The organism is Alteromonas sp. NFXS44 (assembly GCF_040148705.1).
Taxonomy (GTDB): Bacteria; Pseudomonadota; Gammaproteobacteria; order Enterobacterales; family Alteromonadaceae; genus Alteromonas.
In genome coordinates this window covers 16,021-32,005 of the sequence record NZ_JAGDEA010000002.1, presented here as the reverse complement: position 1 = coordinate 32,005, position 15,985 = coordinate 16,021, and the positions used below count along the sequence as shown (strand labels likewise).

Here is a 15,985-nt window from a genome sequence, read left to right as displayed (position 1 = left end):
ATTCGGCTACACTGGCCGGCTTTCAATAGCCGTTATCATACATTGTCAGCCCCTATGAAGCGAGTATCCAGAAAGCCTCAGACACAAAAGACGAAATCAGGCAACGTCAGGATCATTTCAGGTCAGTATCGCGGCCGGAAACTGCCCGTGGCAGACGTGGACGGGTTACGTCCCACCACTGACAGGAACAAAGAAACCCTGTTCAACTGGCTGATGCATGATTTACCCGACGCTCACTGTCTCGACGCTTTTGCAGGCTCAGGCGGACTCGGCTTTGAAGCACTTTCCCGCTATGCCGGACATTGCACATTCATTGAGAAAGACAGAAATGTGGCCGTACAACTGAAAACCAACCTTTCAGCAATGTCTGCAAATGGTGAAGTGATCAATGGCGATGCTGTTCAAGTATTGTCTTCCACAGATAAACAGTTCGATATCATTTTCATCGATCCGCCCTTCAATCACGGCCTCGTTGGGCCGGTTCTGCAAGTCATTCTGAGCCGGAACCTTCTGAAACCCGACGGTGTAATTTACGTCGAACAGGAAATCAACGCCCCCTCCCCGCTCATCAGCGAACGCCTGCAGGCAGTTAAAGAAAAGAAACTCGCACAGGTGATGTACTGCTTGCTATCACTGGAAGACTGACTGGGCGGTTAAGCCGAAGGAAGGTGTTGTTGCCGGAAACCGTCTGCCGCAGGGATGCGGCAGCCGAGCCCCAGGGATGGGGTTTGCGTGTTTCCGGCAACAATGCCTTCCTGGCGTCAGTGCTCTCACTCAGCACTCACCAGCCGCGCTACACGCCGATACCGCCGAAAGGGCTCACTCAGGATTGATTTCGAGGCCGATGTTGGAGATGCCTTCTTCGAGAGCGAGGGCTTTGAGTTCGTCACAGGTGGACAGCGGACTGCCGTCTTTTTCCAGCAGGTCGAGCATGGCATTTTGCAGCTCTACTTCAAATACCATCAGCGGATGGCCTTTAATGTCTTCTTCGTCAACGCCGGATGCCAGCAGGTAGGCTTCCACACTGCCCTGCGACAGCTTACTGACCACCACAGCCCCTTGCAGATCCTGCTTCAGCACAAGGCCAATCGCCGCAGCCAGAGCGATTGTTGCATCAATAGCAGGATAAACACCGAAGGTGTCGTAATCTGCTGTATCCGGGGTGACGCATTCTACTTTCTCAAGCTGAACAGAAAAGTTAATTTTGCTTTTAGGGCTGCGCACCGACTCCCACAACAAAGACAAACAGTTTTTGCAAACGCCCTCATCATCAAAGCCCGTGACTTCTTTAAATAACGCATAATTCGGTAACATCCGCTCCAGCAGCGCAGCGCTGAAGGCAACGGCACGCCATCCTTCCAGTTGTCTCACCCGTGCAAATGTAGACAGTTTTTTCATTATTGTATCGCTCCGGAAGCATGTTGAAAGTAATGGCTGACACCATCTAAAAACATTTGTATTGAAATCATCACCAGAATCATCCCCATCAGACGTTCCATGGCGGTTAAGCCGCGCTCACCCAACAAGCGGTGAAACACTTCAGAGAATAGCAAGATGATCGCGCTGATCACCCAGGCTGCCCCCAATGCAATCGTCCAGTCCGTCATTCTGTCCGGCGCCTGGTTAGCAATCAGAATCAGTGCAGCCAGGGTCGACGGTCCCGCAATCATAGGTATTGCCAGCGGAACAAGAAACGGCTCTTCACCCACGGCCAGCCCCAGCGCGTTACCCGACTGTGGAGGGAAAATCATTTTCAGGGCAATCAGGAAAAGAATGATACCACCGGCAATACTCACGGTTTCCTGACGAACATTCAGGAAATCCAGCACAGCCTGACCGCTGAACAGAAATATCAGCAAAATGATAAGTGCAAATACCAGCTCCCTTACCAGTATGACACGGCGTCGTTTAGGCTCGATGGTCTTCAGCACCGACATAAACACCGGCAGATTCCCCAGTGGATCCATGATCAGAAATAACATGATGGTCGCAGACCACGTATCCATGAAAGAAATTCTCCCCTAAAGTGTAATTGGACTTACCCGGACCCGCTGCTATGTTTAGATTTCCGGTTAAAAAACGGAAATTTAGCCAACAGCGTAAATAAGAATGATAGATAAGCGCAGGATTGTCGCATTTACGCGTTGATTTTACTATCTAATCAGACAGGAATGAGAACTATGAGTTTGATGTCTATTGAAGAAGTGGCGACATTTCTTGACGTACAGCCTATCCGCGTAGAGCGCCTTGAAAGAGAAAGCCTTTTAGTTGCAAAAGAGAAGGACAGCGAAGGTAAACCGCTGTTCGATAAGGGCGATGTGGAGCGTTATAAAGTGCTGGCTGAACGGTTAGGCGGCATCTGACCTGCTTCATTTTTAATTCAGAATGAAAAAGCCCCCGGCATTATTCGTAAAAACCGGGGGCTTTTCTTTATCTGTTAATCAGTGTTCAGTACTGCTGCAGCATTCGCGCAATACTGCGGATACCGATACCTGTTGCACCTGCCGGCATTTCCGGTGTAGCGCTGCCGTTGTAAGCTGCAGCCAGATCCAGGTGTACCCAGCCCTTACCTTCTTCATTAACAAAACGGGATAAGAAACCGGCTGCATTTGAGGCGCCGCCACCACCGCCACCTTTCATCGGACGACTGTTGGCAGTATCGGCAAAAGCAGACGGACACTTATCCTGATGCCATTTTTCCAGCGGCAATGGCCAGAAGCCCTCGCCCTCGGCTTTACCTGCTTCAAGCATCGCTTGTCTGGCGTCATCATCCATACTGAAAACAGCATGGTAGTCATTACCTAATGCAACCGTTGCCGCACCGGTCAGCGTCGCCGCGTTAATAATGAGGGGAGCACCGGTTTCAGTTGCCCGGATCAAGCCATCAGCAAGCACCAGACGACCCTCTGCATCGGTATTGACGATTTCTACTGTAAGCCCGTTTTTATAGGTCAGTACATCGCCCAACTTGTATGCGTGACCGCTAATCAGGTTTTCAGCGCAACATAAAAGCAGTTTCACACGCTTTTTGAGCCCCTGGCTGATAGCCAGTCCGAGGGCTCCGGTTACTGTTGCCGCGCCGCCCATATCACATTTCATATCCAGCATCCCTTCACTGGATTTAATGCTGTAACCACCACTGTCAAAGGTGATGCCTTTACCTACCAGCACAGCATCGACCGGTGCATCGTTGATGCCGGTGGGGTTATAGTCCAGCTCCAGTAACACCGGCGGACGCTCGCTGCCACGACCCACGTTATAAATGCCTGTCCAGCCGGCTTCCTGCAGTGCTTCACCCACTGTCATACTGTAAGAGACCTTGTCTCCGCCCAGCGACTGAATCCACTGTGCTGCACGACCTGCAAGGGTTTCAGGTGATAGATCTTCAGGGGTGTCGTTCACCAGACTGCGGGTAAACAACAAGGCAGCATACGCTTTATCTAATTCAGCAACATCGCCGGTATCTGCCCAGCGGATTGACCCGGGCTTTCTCGCACGGGTATAACTCAGGGCAAAAGCCCATTGTTGCTCTTTAGACCAGTCACCGGTCAGCTGAACTTCAGCGATGCCGAGTCCGTCGATACGACGGCCCGCCTGACGAATCAATTTTATGCTGTCGCCTTTCTCAGTAACATGGATAACAGCACCGTCTGCTGTAATGCTTAATCTGGCATTTTCGCCCCAGTGAGCCGGTGCCTTTCCGGTGGAAAGTGACACAGAAAAAATCGACATAACAATTCCTTATTAGCTTGTTACAATGTGTTCTTTATCTTCAGACAATTAAATTGACTGGTTATTTGTATGCAGTTTACTACGCCTTTACTTCACGGAAAGCTTATTCGTCGTTACAAACGGTTTCTTGCCGATGTAACCTTGGATTCAGGCGAAGAAGTGGTTGCGCATTGTCCGAATACCGGCGCAATGACTGGCTGCGCCGAACCTGGATATGAGGTCTGGCTCAGCCCCTCAGATAATCCCAAACGCAAACTGGCCTATACCTGGGAGCTGGCAAAGACCTTTGACGGACACTTCATCGGCATCAATACACACAATGCTAACAAACTGGTAGCGGAAGCACTGGATAACAAGGCCATAGCCGAATTTTCTCACGTACAGGACTGGAAAGCAGAGGTGACACCACCCGGTGCCGACAGCCGCTTCGATTTTTGTATCACTACCGCTGAAGGCGATGCCTATATAGAAGTGAAGTCTGTCACTTTGCTGGAAGAGGGAAAAGGCTACTTTCCCGATGCCAGAACAACCCGTGGCGCAAAACACTGTGAGACACTGGGTAATCTGGCCGCAGCAGGCGTGCCGGCGACTCTGGTGTTTTGCGTGCAGCATACTGGTATACGTGAAGTACGGATTGCAGAACATATTGATCCAAACTATGCCGCAGCCGTAAGGGTTGCGCATGATAAAGGAATGCAAATCATCGCTTTAGGTTGCGAAATCAACGAACAAAATATTAAGTTAAATCAATCACTACCAGTAATTTTGTGAAAAAGGGGTTGCAATTTCTCAACGGAACGCCATATTTGCGGCTTGCTTTTTACCGTTGTGGTGCACAGACGCCACCGGCGTTTTGCATTCGAAGAGCAATGGATGCATTAAATAACGGAAGGGTAACTTTGACACCAAAGGTTGCCTGAACATAGCGATTCTGCTATAGATTCCCGGTTGTTCAGGACATATGGGTGTCGTAGTGTAGGAGATGTGGCACATGCCAACAGGAAAAGAAACGAAATCCCTGGGCCTTTTAGCCTTAGCCGGCCTTGAGCCTTACCAGCCAAAGCCTGACGAAGAATACATGAACGATGCGCAAATGGAGCATTTCCGTTTGTTGCTTAAAGCATGGCGTGATCAGCTGCGTGAAGAAGTAGACCGTACTGTGACGCACATGAAAGACGAAGCTGCTAACTTCCCTGATCCTGTCGACCGTGCAGCGCAGGAAGAAGAATTCAGCCTTGAACTGCGTACACGTGACCGTGAACGTAAACTGATCAAGAAAATCGAGAAAACCATGCGTCGCATTGAAGACGATGATTTCGGTTTCTGTGATCAGTGCGGTATCGAAATTGGTATCCGCCGTCTGGAAGCACGCCCTACAGCTGATTTATGTATCGACTGTAAAACAATGGCAGAAATCAAAGAAAAGCAGCTTCAGGGCTAACGCTTTTCTGATACTCAGGGCGCCGGTGTTAAACCCGCGCCTTAAGTCATTTTTACTCGTAATATTATGACGGGTCATCATTCTTATACCGGCAGATTTGCCCCTTCTCCCTCAGGTCCTCTTCATTTCGGTTCGCTGATAGCCGCCCTTGCCAGCTTTCTTGATGCCAGACATCATCACGGGCAGTGGTTACTGCGAATGGAAGACATTGACGAACCCCGCTGCGTTGGCGGTGCCGACAAACTCATTCTGGACACACTTGAAGCTCACCATCTTCACTGGGACGGTGAGGTTATGTATCAATCTGCAGAGCATGCCCGTTATCAGGCGCTCACAGACCAGTTTATCCGGCAAGGCCTGGCATACCGGTGCAGTTGCACGAGGAAGATGATTAAAGAAGCCGGCGGCACATACCCCGGCACCTGCAGAGACAAACATCTCACTGGTGACGGCACGGCTATCCGGTTAAAGATGACCTCTCCGGTCACCCGGTTTGATGATCGTATTATGGGACAGGTACACGTTACCGACGCCCACGCCCACGCCCTTGAAGACACCGTGCTCAAACGTCGCGACGGATTATTTTCTTACAATCTGGTGGTGGTGGCCGACGATATACACCAGGGTATTACCCATATCGTACGGGGCAGCGATTTGCTTACCACAACAGCAACGCACTTAAGCCTTTACAAATTGCTGCAGGCACGTGCTCCGGCGTATGCCCATGTTCCGGTGGCCTCTGTGTCTGAAGGGCGCAAATTGAGTAAGCAGAATCATGCTGCAGCCCTCAATAACTCAACCCCGTCGGAAAACCTCGCCGCAGCACTGAACTTCTTAGGCTTAGCTCTTCCGGAAGATGGTATAAATGCCCCGCCGGCGGAAGTGCTACAATGGGCAGTTGAACACTGGGGTTGTGATAGAATACCAAGGCAGCGCGAAATTATTGTCGCTGCGTCAGAATCCACTTATCATAGACCCTTTATTTTTTGTGGCATTTAATTTTTTCGGAGACAGCATCATCATTACGCGCGTGTTTAAAACGGTAAAACGGGTATTAAGTAAGGACCCGGCCTCAGAAGCAACGATACAGGCCTATACCCTTCCCCGTGCCGAGCATGGTATTTCACGGGAAGACATCAGTGATAACGCGCTGAAAGTGCTGTACCGCCTGAATAAATCCGGTTTTGAAGCGTACCTGGTGGGTGGCTGTGTCCGCGACCTTATGCTGGGTAAACTGCCAAAAGACTTCGATGTCGTTACCAATGCCACACCGGAACAAATTAAAAGCCTGTTCAAAAACTGCCGGCTGATCGGCCGCCGTTTCCGTCTTGCCCACATTGTATTCGGCCGGGAAATCATTGAGGTTGCCACTTTCCGTGGTCACCACAGTGAAGGCGAATCAGACAATAAACTGGGTCAGCAGGACGCGCAGGGCCAGCTGGTCCGGGATAACGTGTTCGGTACTATCGAAGAAGACGCCGAACGCCGGGACTTCACCTTCAATGCCATGTACTACAGCGTGGCTGACTTTACAGTTACCGACTTCGCCCGTGGCCGCGATGCCGTTAAAAACCGCGAGGTAGACTTAATTGGTGACCCGGAAACCCGTTACCGTGAAGACCCGGTGCGCATGCTGCGAGCTATCCGTTTTGCTGCCAAACTGGACATGACGATTACGCCCCGTACAGCAAAACCTATCCCTGAGCTGGCACACTTACTGGCAAACATTCCGCCGGCAAGATTATTTGAAGAAACCCTGAAGTTGTTCCTTGGCGGCGCCGGTGTGCAAACCTTCCGCTTATTGCAGCAATACGGGTTGTTAACGCCGTTATTCCCGCAGTTAGAAAGCATTGCGAAAAATCCTGACAGCCGTGAGTGTCAGTTTATTCTTAAAGTGCTGGAAAATACCGATGAGCGCATCAACAGCAACCAGCGGGTAACACCGGCTTTCCTGTACGCGGCATTGCTTTGGTATCCGCTGGAAGAACATGCGCAGAAGCTGCAGGCAGAAAGCGGCCTGAACCAGCACGACGCCTTTAATATTGCCTCCGGTGAAGTGATTCACCGTCAGGTGCAACGTATTATGATCCCGAAACGTTTCTCCACGGTTATCCGTGATATCTGGATCCTGCAACAACGGCTACCACGACGCTTTGGCCGCCGTGCTTTTCAGTTGCTGTCGCACCCTAAATTCCGTGCCGGCTATGACTTCCTGCATGCAAGGGGCGAAATTGAAGGCGGGAACACAATGGAGCTGGCTGACTGGTGGACCGAATTCCAGCACGCTGACCAGGGTAAGCAGAAAAAGTTACTGAACGCATTGCGCCAGTCGGAAGGCAACAAGTCATCAGGCCCGCGAAAGCGACGCCGCCGCTCACCTGAAAAACGGGATGCCGGAAATGCATAAAGAACACGTTTATATTGGTCTGGGCAGTAATCTGGGCGATTCAGGTGCAACCCTTGAGGCTGCCAAGAAGGCTATGGGCGAACTGGCTGATACCCGTGTTCTGGCCCGTTCATCTCTGTATTGTTCCTCTCCTATGGGTCCGCAGGATCAACCGGACTATATTAACGCAGTGTGCCTGCTGGAAACGGCACTGGAACCAGTGGACCTGTTGCGGGCATTACAGAATATTGAAAATACTCATGGCCGTGAGCGCAAAGGTGAGCGCTGGGGCCCGCGAACTCTTGATTTAGACATGCTGCTTTACGGCAATACAGAGATGAACACCGCTGAGTTAACCCTGCCTCACTATGGTATGGCCGCCAGGGAGTTTGTGATGGTGCCGCTGTTTGAAATTGCGCCATCTATGATCATGCCGGACGGTAACCCCATCGCCTTGTGGGTGTCACGCTGCAATCTTGAGGGACTTCGGCGTATAACGCCTTCCAATCAGTCTTAAAATCCGTATAGTTCGCAATCTGTTCAACACCCTCAGGGGTGTGTCAAATGAGGTTGTTCCCATGAAAAAAATCACCATTTCCGGTCTTCAAACCAAAAAAGCAGCCGGCGAGAAGATAACCGCCCTCACCGCCTATGACGCAAGCTTTGCCAAGATGTTCGATGAACAGAATATTGATGTCCTGCTTATCGGTGACTCGCTGGGCATGGTGCTGCAAGGTGAAGAAGACACCCTGCCCGTCACCACAGACGATATTGCTTATCACACCCGCGCGGTGAGAAAAGGTACGAAACGGGCTTTTGTGCTTTCTGATATGCCTTTTATGTCTTATGACACACCTGAACATGCTTATCAGAACGCTGCCAGACTGATGGCTGCCGGTGCCAGCATGGTGAAAATTGAAGGCGGTGCGTGGCTGGCAGAGACTGTCAGAGGCCTGGTAGAGCGCAGTGTTCCTGTGTGCGGACACCTTGGTCTTACCCCGCAGTCTGTTCATGTTTTTGGCGGCTTTAAAGTACAGGGCCGTGAAGAAGATAAAGCGGCAAAACTCCTTGAAGATGCCCTTGCGCTGGAAAAAGCCGGCGCGCAGTTGCTGGTGCTGGAGTGTGTGCCGACCTCTTTAGGTAAAAAAGTGTCTGAAGCACTGTCCATTCCGGTTATCGGTATTGGTGCAGGAGCCGGTACTGACGGACAGATTCTGGTGATGCACGACATGTTCGGCATCTCAGCCAATTACATGCCGAAGTTCTCAAAGAACTTTCTGGCAGAAACCGGTGATATGCGAAAAGCGGTGCAAAAGTATATCAGCGATGTTCAAAGCGGTGCTTTCCCGGGCGCCTCTCACAGCTTCGAGTAATTCATGAAATCTCTGACAACGGTTGAAGACTTGCGTGTGCAACGCAGCGCATGGGTGCAGGCAGGTAAAACTGTCGGCTTTGTGCCGACGATGGGTAATTTGCATAACGGTCATATGCAGCTTGTGCGTGCAGCGAAAGCTGAGTGCGATATTGTGGTGGTATCGATTTTCGTCAATCCGATGCAATTCGGGAAAAATGAAGATCTGGATAACTATCCCCGCACACTGGATGCAGATAAAGAAAAGCTCGAAAACCTTGGCGTGGATGCTGTTTTTCTGCCATCAGTGGCAGAAATGTATCCCAGAGGCCTTGAGCAGCAAACCTTTGTCGAAGTCCCCGGCATTTCCTCTATCTTATGCGGCGAAAGTCGTCCGGGACATTTCCGTGGTGTCGCTACCATTGTTTGCAAACTGTTTAATATGGTTTCTCCGGATACCGCCTTTTTCGGTGAAAAGGATTTTCAGCAATTGCAGGTTATCCGTCTGATGGCGAAAGACTTATCTATGGGTCTGTCTATCAATGGGGTTCCGACGGAAAGAGAGACCTCCGGCCTGGCAATGAGTTCACGCAACGGTTATCTCACGGCGCATGAACGTGAAATTGCACCGGTTATCTATCAGCAACTGTGCGATATGAAAGCCGCAATTCTCGCTGGCGAGACAGACTTCAAATCACTTATATCGACAGTAAGTGCTCACATTAATAAGTCGGGATTCCGCACGGATTATCTGGCAGTTAAAAATGCTGCTGACCTGACTGATGCGACTGCAGCGTCGACGGAGTTCGTTATCCTTATAGCTGCGTATCTGGGCAGCACCCGTCTCATCGACAATATTCACTTTAGCAAGTAGCGTACGCACAAACAAAAGCCGCGCAAAGGTTAAATACCCTTGCGCGGCTTTTTTGATCCCGCAGGTTACTGCGATGTTGCGGAGCTTACCGGAAGATATTAACCGGCAACCGCAGAAGGAATGGTTTTCTCCAGCTCTGCCCAGGCATGGCGGGCGCGGGCGATTTCAGACTGTTCCTGCAGAATATTCTTTAAATCCTGCTCTGTCGTCAGCGGATTGGCCAGCACTACACGAAATACAGTTACCGGCTTCGGATTCAGGTCCGGGTTTTCAAGACGGGTACGTGACACGAAGGATTTACCGGCTTCACGTTGCAGCTTTTGCACATTCACCACCAGCGCATCAATTTTGTGATTCAGGCGTGCTTTCTCGTCATCAGAAGCGGTTTTCAGTTTTTCCTGAACAACCGGCGGACAAACGCGGTAAGTCAGCAGTGATAATGTGGGTGCTGTCACCAGTTCAAAATCAGGATGCTCTGAAATCATACGGGCAAAGGCTTTTGCCTTACTGATACTCTGGTCGATCAGCAGTTCATAACCCCGGCGGCCAAAGATATGTAATGACGCATACACCATCATCGCCATACCATTTCTGGAGCCTTCCAGCGTTGTAGCACCTAAGTCTTTCGAACCCTGACGCAGAATGTACTGGGCATGATGGCGCACAGCATTGGCGTCTTCAGGATTCTTAAACAGTGCCATACCAGCGCCCATGGGCACGTACATTTGCTTATGCGCATCAATGGTAACTGAATCTGCACGCTCTATGCCTTTAAGCTTGCTCCGGTGGGTGCCGGAAAACAACGTAGCGCCGCCCCAGGCAGCATCCACATGGAACCAGCAATCCAGCTCACGGGCCACATCTGCCAACTCATCCAGCGGATCAACGTGACCGGTTTCCGTAGTACCGCCAACACCCACCAGAGCCAGCAACTTATTGCCTTCTTCCTGATAGCGATGGCCTTCAGCCAGCGCCTGTTCAGGTGACAGGGTTTGTTGCGGGCATGGCAGGGTAATAAGGTTATCACGTCCGATCCCCAGCACATCCACGGCTTTGGACAATGAGTAGTGACCACGGCGGGAGCACATCACGCCCATCTGGTTAACACCATAATGGCGGTAAGCAGCAGCCAGACCTGACTTAGCCACACCGGCAAATTTCTTATCCGGCCCGAGAATTTTATTTCGTGCAACCCAAAGCGCTGTAATGTTTGCCACTGTACCACCCGAGCAGAACGCTCCCAGTGCATGTCTGGCGCTGTGCAAATACTGCTGATACCAGCTGTCTTCCTGGCCATAAACCAGGTTATGCATCATACCCAGCACTTGCCGTTCAAGCGGTGTGAAGGCTTTAGATGTTTCGATTTTTACCAGATTCTGATTCAGGCCCACCAGCAATTTAGCCAGTGGCAAATGAAAATAGGGTAACGCAGAGGTCATATGACCAATAAAGGTCGGGGAATAGGTATTGACAGAATGGGCGACCAGCTTGTTCAGCAACGACTCAGCGTGAGAAGAAACAAACTCAGGAGATTCCGGCACGAAGGGATCAGAAAAGTCCTGCTCAACCTCTTCCAGCGACGTCTTTTTCGTTACTACGTGCTGAGACAGGAAATCCAGAATGTTATCGGACAAATGCTGTTCGATTTGTGCGAGCTTTGAGTCTTTGTGTTCAGGTTTAGTAAAGACCCGAAACAGATGTTTCAGACTGACTTGTGCTTCACCCACTCCACACACCTCTTAATTAAATTGGAGCAAACCGCGCTTCGCCACAGGCAAAGTACAACACCGGCTGCACCCTGACAAACATCGTCAGTGACAATGAAAACTTAGCACGTATCTTACAAAGTGCCGAACTTTACCCCGGAAACACGCCTGCGCCAAGTATAAGACGGATTAAACGGTAGTGATAATCACGCCAAATGACTTTAAATACCGCCCATCATTACGGTTAACACGAATATGTGAAAATAGAGAATGGGTAATCTGACAACGTCTGCTATAGTGAAAAGACAGGAATAGCCAGAGGCGAGTGACATGCCAATTCGTGAAATAACAGACAGCTACACTCTCGAATCTATTGTGCCTTACTTTCAGCCAATCGTCGATATCAGGTCAGAAATTGTATGGCGTTATGAATGCCTTGCACGGCTTGTTACGCCTGAGCAACGGGTTTTCCTGCCCAGCGATTTTCTGTTCCTCATTGAGCGTAACAACCATATTCACCAACTGGCTGAAATGATGTTTTGCAAAAGTGCGGTGTATTTCGAAGAATCCAATACGCCCTGGAACATCAACCTGGATGCCTCTGATCTCAATAACGAAGAGCTGCTGAACTCGCTTATCACCCAACTTGCCAACTATCCGAATCCTTCACGGGTATGTGTGGAAGTCAGTGCTGACGTTGCCAGCCACCATTATGAAACCCTCAAGCGCTTTATCGATAAATCTATGCACAGCGGAATGGGGGTGTTCATTGATAATCTGGGCAAAAGCAGCGGCAATGTGCGTAAACTGATGTCGCTGCCAATACGCGGCGTAAAACTGGACGGCGGCTTATTGCGACGGCTCGACCACAGCGAAGAAATCGAGGATTTCATACTCAGTATCTGTGATCTCGCAAAAAGCCGGCATATGAGTATTGTGGCCGAACATGTCGAAGATGCCGATACCCTGGAAAAGGTGATGCAACTGCCGATTCAGTATGCACAGGGTTTTGTATTCTGTGAACCGGCTCCGGTGCCGCGCAACGCCGCTGCCCACTGATCTCAGCCCCCGATACGGAACAGACAGAACAAAGGCCGGATAACCGGCCTTTGTTACTTACACATATCATCAAACAGCTTCATCGTAACGGGTAGTCAACCGCCAGCATGGTTGCCCGCTGCCACGGTACTTCCGCTCGAAGGGAGTCATGTGGTTATCACCGGTGATTTCACTGATATCTCCGGATAAACCATAGTGACTTGCCGCGCGGGCAAATTCCATCAGATACAACAACCAGTTGCTGCGCACCTCAATGTTGCTGCACAGCGCCATAATATCCACCATGGAAGCAGAAGCGTACCAGCGCTTTTGTACCTGAGACGGTTTTGGATAAGGATTAGGGTACAGCAAAAAGTGCTGCACAATATTCCAGTCCGCCGTGCGTGCCAAACGCCAGAAGTCATTTACATCTGCACGAAACACAGCGTAGTTCTGACTTTCTGACTGATAGTGCACGTGCTTATCTACTCTAAGCGCCGACTTATCAATACCAATAACTCTGGCATCAGGAAAGCGTTCAGCCAGGTTGGCCGTGCTTTCCCCTACCCCACAGCAGGAATCCAGAATCACATCGCCCTGCCAGTCATCCAGCCACGCACACACGTCATCAAAAGATGTGCGGGTATGGTCACTCACCGGACGCTGGTTTTCCGTGCGGCGATACCGCTCAACCAATTCGTCGAGCTTCTCATTAATGCCCTGCTGATTACTCAATACTTCACGGGAATTACCGGTACTCACAGTTAACTCCGGATCCCGCGACCTTTTGTCAGCAGATGATGCGCAACAGCGTAAAGCACCACGTTGAAGCCGACAAGAATGGCAATGGACACAGAAACATTAACGTCTGACACACCTAAAAAGCCGTAGCGGAAACCATTCACCATGTACACGATCGGGTTCGCCTTACTGACAATTTGCCAGAATTCCGGTAACAGCGTTAACGAGTAGAATACACCGCCCAGATAGGTCAGCGGGGTCAGCACAAAAGTGGGCACCATGCTGATATCATCAAAGGTTTTTGCAAAAACCGCGTTTACCAGACCGGCGGTAGCAAATAGGGTCGAGGTAAGCAGTAAGGTAACCACAATGGCAGCCAGGTTGTGAATTTGTACATCAACGAAAAACATTGATACACAGGTCACAATAATGCCGATTAAGATGGCACGGGCAACGCCGCCGCCCACGTAACCGAAAATGATCACCCAGGTCGGTACAGGAGCCACCAGCAATTCTTCAATATTGCGTTGGAATTTGGCGCTGAAAAACGACGATGACACATTTGAATAAGAGTTCGTGATCACAGACATCATGATCAGTCCGGGTACAATAAACTCCATATAGGTGAAGCCGCCCATCTGACCAATCCTTTCACCAATCAGACTACCGAAAATGACAAAATACAGTGTCATAGTAATTGCCGGCGGCACCAGTGTTTGTACCCAGATGCGCAGAAAGCGGGTACATTCTTTAATCCAGATAGTATTCAGCGCAATCCAGTTATTTTGTCCGTGCATGATTACGCCTCCTCTTTGGCTTTACGGCCATTCTCAACCAGAGTAACAAACAACTCCTCCAGCCGGTTCGACTTGTTACGCATACTGAGCACCGGCACCGATTGCTCTGTTAACTGGGTAAATACCGGATTCAGCCCTTCGGTTTTCTCCACATCCACTTCCAGCGTATTTTCATCCAGCAAACGGTGAGTAAAACCTGAAATGAGCGGCTTGTTAGCGTAATTGCCAAGATCCAGCACAAATGTTTCCATGCTTAATTTGGCCAGCAGTGACTTCATGCTGGTGTTTTCCACTATCGTTCCCTTATCAATGATCGCGATATTGCGGCACAGCATTTCCGCTTCTTCAAGATAATGGGTCGTCAGGATGATAGTGATCCCCTGTTCATTGATGGTTTTGAGAAAGTCCCACATAGACCGGCGGATTTCAATATCCACACCGGCGGTGGGCTCATCCAGAATCAGTAATTTGGGTTCGTGCATTAACGCCCGTGCAATCATCAGGCGGCGCTTCATGCCCCCTGACAACGTGCGCGCAGGCATGTCTTTCTTTTCCCACAGGTCGAGCTGCTTTAAGTATTTTTCGGCCCGTTCTTTAGCCACGTTGCGGGGCACACCATAGTAACCCGCCTGATTCAGTACGATTTGCAGTACGGTTTCGAACTGGTTGAAGTTAAATTCCTGCGGCACCAGACCAATGTAGGATTTAGCCTTTTCTTTTTCAGTATTCAAATCGTACCCGAACACTTTCACATCGCCTTCGCTGGCGTTAACCAGTGAACTGATAATGCCGATGGTGGTGGATTTACCGGCACCGTTAGGTCCCAGCAGGGCAAAAAAATCACCCTCATCTACATGCAGGTTGACGCCGCGCAGTGCCTGCACGCCACCTTTGTAGATTTTCTTCAAATCTGTGATATCCAGCGCTTTCATGCTTTGCCTGTTTTGTTTTCATTAAGCCGTTAATAATAACATGAAAAAAGCGCCCGTTGCGGGCGCTAAACGTGGGGGTTGGGAGGATTAACGAAAGGAATTAACGCTGTGCTGTCATAGCCTGTCCGGCTGGCAAGATTTGCATAACCACTTTGCGGTCGAAGAAGGTATTTTCTGCAGAAGAATGCTGACTACCCGCTTCCCCGACAGCAAGCAGGGCAATTTTATCTTCACTCACACCCCGTGCTGTGAGTGCCTGTTTAACCGCGCCGGCGCGCTGTTCTGACAATGTCTGGTTAAAGGTGGCTTCGCCGCGATAGTCCGCATAACCGGTTAACCGGATCCCCAGTCCTTCATGTTGCTTAAGCGCCTTCGCAATTAAATCAAGCTGCGTACTGTACAGTGCTTCGATATCGTCAGAGCCGCTTTTAAACTGAATGGCACTTTCCATCGCCATCACCTGCTCTTCCAGATAGGACGTTAAACCTACCTGCGTTATTGAGGCTTGTAGTTGCGCTGACTCCAGTGCATCTCTTACTGCCAGAAGCTGCTGTTGAGATTCAGTTAATGCAGCATTGCTGGCCATTAAATCAGCCTGTGTGTCTTTTAACTGTTCACTGGTTGCCTTGCTGTCACCAATCACGGCCCCCAGAATACCGGCAACGCCTACGCCAACAGGGCCTGCCACAATAGCACCGATAACCACACCGGTTCCTAATCCGACTGCCGCAGCTTTGTCTTTTTGTTCCTGATAATGCTTGTCGCTGGCTGCCAGTGCTACCGGGTTAACCATAAGCGCGATGATGCCTGCTAAAAGTACTTTTTTACCTGTCATGTTCATTTCCTTACCAGAGTGAGTGTTGATGGTAAGCATTAAACCGGCACAATCTGACCATGCCCAAAGTGAAATGGGGAAAGGTGGCGAAGCATTGTGATAAATCAGGGCAATCTGGTCACCAGCACCACGCTACGCCGGTCAAACAGGGC

The 15,985-nt window shown here is 50.2% G+C and carries 18 protein-coding genes; 10 read left to right on the top strand and 8 right to left on the bottom strand.

Annotated features, from left to right (window positions below; translation table 11 throughout):
* Positions 1–54 precede the first annotated feature (54 nt).
* Positions 55–645, top strand: a complete 591-nt coding sequence (gene rsmD / locus J3369_RS03325; RefSeq protein ID WP_303573906.1) for a 16S rRNA (guanine(966)-N(2))-methyltransferase RsmD — start codon at positions 55–57, stop codon at positions 643–645.
* 174 nt (positions 646–819) lie between these two features.
* On the opposite strand, the gene J3369_RS03320 is transcribed toward rsmD, so the two are convergent.
* Both J3369_RS03320 and J3369_RS03315 read right to left on the bottom strand, forming a co-directional pair.
* Complete coding sequence (locus J3369_RS03320) at positions 820–1,398, bottom strand: YjaG family protein (protein ID WP_349583783.1); 579 nt, start codon at positions 1,396–1,398, stop codon at positions 820–822.
* A complete protein-coding gene (locus tag J3369_RS03315; protein WP_349583780.1) occupies positions 1,398–2,006 on the bottom strand; it encodes a YhgN family NAAT transporter in 609 nt (202 codons plus the stop codon). The genes J3369_RS03320 and J3369_RS03315 overlap by 1 nt, the downstream gene beginning before the upstream one ends.
* A 174-nt stretch (positions 2,007–2,180) precedes the next feature.
* Here J3369_RS03315 and J3369_RS03310 point away from each other — a divergent pair, with 174 nt between their 5' ends.
* Complete coding sequence (locus J3369_RS03310) at positions 2,181–2,363, top strand: helix-turn-helix domain-containing protein (RefSeq protein WP_119499919.1); 183 nt, start codon at positions 2,181–2,183, stop codon at positions 2,361–2,363.
* A gap of 85 nt (positions 2,364–2,448) precedes the next feature.
* On the opposite strand, the gene pepB is transcribed toward J3369_RS03310, so the two are convergent.
* Entirely contained in the window at positions 2,449–3,732 is a 1,284-nt protein-coding gene (pepB, locus tag J3369_RS03305) for an aminopeptidase PepB (RefSeq protein ID WP_349583777.1), read from the bottom strand.
* 69 nt (positions 3,733–3,801) lie between these two features.
* Between pepB and sfsA the strand changes: the two genes are divergently transcribed.
* The 7 genes from sfsA to panC all read left to right on the top strand — a co-directional run bounded on the left by sfsA (position 3,802) and on the right by panC (position 9,784).
* Entirely contained in the window at positions 3,802–4,503 is a 702-nt protein-coding gene (sfsA, locus tag J3369_RS03300; protein ID WP_349583774.1) for a DNA/RNA nuclease SfsA, read from the top strand.
* 220 nt (positions 4,504–4,723) lie between these two features.
* Entirely contained in the window at positions 4,724–5,173 is a 450-nt protein-coding gene (dksA, locus tag J3369_RS03295) for an RNA polymerase-binding protein DksA (protein ID WP_119503274.1), read from the top strand.
* A 66-nt stretch (positions 5,174–5,239) separates the two neighbouring features.
* The gene (gene gluQRS / locus J3369_RS03290) at positions 5,240–6,172 is read left to right on the top strand and encodes a tRNA glutamyl-Q(34) synthetase GluQRS (protein WP_349583771.1); all 933 of its coding nucleotides are present in this window, start codon (positions 5,240–5,242) and stop codon (positions 6,170–6,172) included.
* Between the two features lie 31 nt (positions 6,173–6,203).
* Positions 6,204–7,580, top strand: a complete 1,377-nt coding sequence (gene pcnB / locus J3369_RS03285; protein ID WP_502877402.1) for a polynucleotide adenylyltransferase PcnB — start codon at positions 6,204–6,206, stop codon at positions 7,578–7,580.
* Positions 7,573–8,076 (top strand): 2-amino-4-hydroxy-6-hydroxymethyldihydropteridine diphosphokinase, encoded by a 504-nt coding sequence (gene folK / locus J3369_RS03280; protein ID WP_349583768.1) that lies wholly within the window; start codon positions 7,573–7,575, stop codon positions 8,074–8,076. Before pcnB ends, folK begins: the two co-directional genes overlap by 8 nt.
* 61 nt (positions 8,077–8,137) lie before the next feature.
* Entirely contained in the window at positions 8,138–8,932 is a 795-nt protein-coding gene (panB, locus tag J3369_RS03275) for a 3-methyl-2-oxobutanoate hydroxymethyltransferase (protein ID WP_119499914.1), read from the top strand.
* A gap of 3 nt (positions 8,933–8,935) precedes the next feature.
* Complete coding sequence (panC, locus tag J3369_RS03270; RefSeq protein WP_349583765.1) at positions 8,936–9,784, top strand: pantoate--beta-alanine ligase; 849 nt, start codon at positions 8,936–8,938, stop codon at positions 9,782–9,784.
* A gap of 98 nt (positions 9,785–9,882) precedes the next feature.
* Here panC and panP read toward each other — a convergent pair whose 3' ends face one another.
* Entirely contained in the window at positions 9,883–11,511 is a 1,629-nt protein-coding gene (panP, locus tag J3369_RS03265; RefSeq protein WP_349583762.1) for a pyridoxal-dependent aspartate 1-decarboxylase PanP, read from the bottom strand.
* A 309-nt stretch (positions 11,512–11,820) separates the two neighbouring features.
* On the opposite strand from panP, the gene J3369_RS03260 reads away from it, so the two are divergent.
* Complete coding sequence (locus J3369_RS03260; protein ID WP_303573914.1) at positions 11,821–12,549, top strand: EAL domain-containing protein; 729 nt, start codon at positions 11,821–11,823, stop codon at positions 12,547–12,549.
* A 69-nt stretch (positions 12,550–12,618) separates the two neighbouring features.
* Here J3369_RS03260 and trmB read toward each other — a convergent pair whose 3' ends face one another.
* The 4 genes from trmB to pdsO form a co-directional block, all read right to left on the bottom strand.
* Positions 12,619–13,290, bottom strand: a complete 672-nt coding sequence (trmB, locus tag J3369_RS03255) for a tRNA (guanine(46)-N(7))-methyltransferase TrmB (protein ID WP_349583759.1) — start codon at positions 13,288–13,290, stop codon at positions 12,619–12,621.
* A 2-nt stretch (positions 13,291–13,292) separates the two neighbouring features.
* Complete coding sequence (locus J3369_RS03250) at positions 13,293–14,066, bottom strand: ABC transporter permease (protein ID WP_119499909.1); 774 nt, start codon at positions 14,064–14,066, stop codon at positions 13,293–13,295.
* A gap of 2 nt (positions 14,067–14,068) precedes the next feature.
* A complete protein-coding gene (locus J3369_RS03245) occupies positions 14,069–14,998 on the bottom strand; it encodes an ABC transporter ATP-binding protein (protein WP_349583756.1) in 930 nt (309 codons plus the stop codon).
* 100 nt (positions 14,999–15,098) lie between these two features.
* Complete coding sequence (gene pdsO, locus J3369_RS03240) at positions 15,099–15,833, bottom strand: sortase-associated OmpA-like protein PdsO (RefSeq protein ID WP_349583753.1); 735 nt, start codon at positions 15,831–15,833, stop codon at positions 15,099–15,101.
* Positions 15,834–15,985 lie beyond the last annotated feature (152 nt).

Coding starts and splice junctions, on each gene's coding strand:
- rsmD (WP_303573906.1), top strand. CDS start 55: ATGAAGCGAGTATCCAGAAAGCCTCAGACACAAAAGACGAAATCAGGC.
- J3369_RS03320 (WP_349583783.1), bottom strand. CDS start 1,398: ATGAAAAAACTGTCTACATTTGCACGGGTGAGACAACTGGAAGGATGG.
- J3369_RS03315 (WP_349583780.1), bottom strand. CDS start 2,006: ATGGATACGTGGTCTGCGACCATCATGTTATTTCTGATCATGGATCCA.
- J3369_RS03310 (WP_119499919.1), top strand. CDS start 2,181: ATGAGTTTGATGTCTATTGAAGAAGTGGCGACATTTCTTGACGTACAG.
- pepB (WP_349583777.1), bottom strand. CDS start 3,732: ATGTCGATTTTTTCTGTGTCACTTTCCACCGGAAAGGCACCGGCTCAC.
- sfsA (WP_349583774.1), top strand. CDS start 3,802: ATGCAGTTTACTACGCCTTTACTTCACGGAAAGCTTATTCGTCGTTAC.
- dksA (WP_119503274.1), top strand. CDS start 4,724: ATGCCAACAGGAAAAGAAACGAAATCCCTGGGCCTTTTAGCCTTAGCC.
- gluQRS (WP_349583771.1), top strand. CDS start 5,240: ATGACGGGTCATCATTCTTATACCGGCAGATTTGCCCCTTCTCCCTCA.
- folK (WP_349583768.1), top strand. CDS start 7,573: ATGCATAAAGAACACGTTTATATTGGTCTGGGCAGTAATCTGGGCGAT.
- panB (WP_119499914.1), top strand. CDS start 8,138: ATGAAAAAAATCACCATTTCCGGTCTTCAAACCAAAAAAGCAGCCGGC.
- panC (WP_349583765.1), top strand. CDS start 8,936: ATGAAATCTCTGACAACGGTTGAAGACTTGCGTGTGCAACGCAGCGCA.
- J3369_RS03260 (WP_303573914.1), top strand. CDS start 11,821: ATGCCAATTCGTGAAATAACAGACAGCTACACTCTCGAATCTATTGTG.
- J3369_RS03250 (WP_119499909.1), bottom strand. CDS start 14,066: ATGCACGGACAAAATAACTGGATTGCGCTGAATACTATCTGGATTAAA.
- J3369_RS03245 (WP_349583756.1), bottom strand. CDS start 14,998: ATGAAAGCGCTGGATATCACAGATTTGAAGAAAATCTACAAAGGTGGC.
- pdsO (WP_349583753.1), bottom strand. CDS start 15,833: ATGACAGGTAAAAAAGTACTTTTAGCAGGCATCATCGCGCTTATGGTT.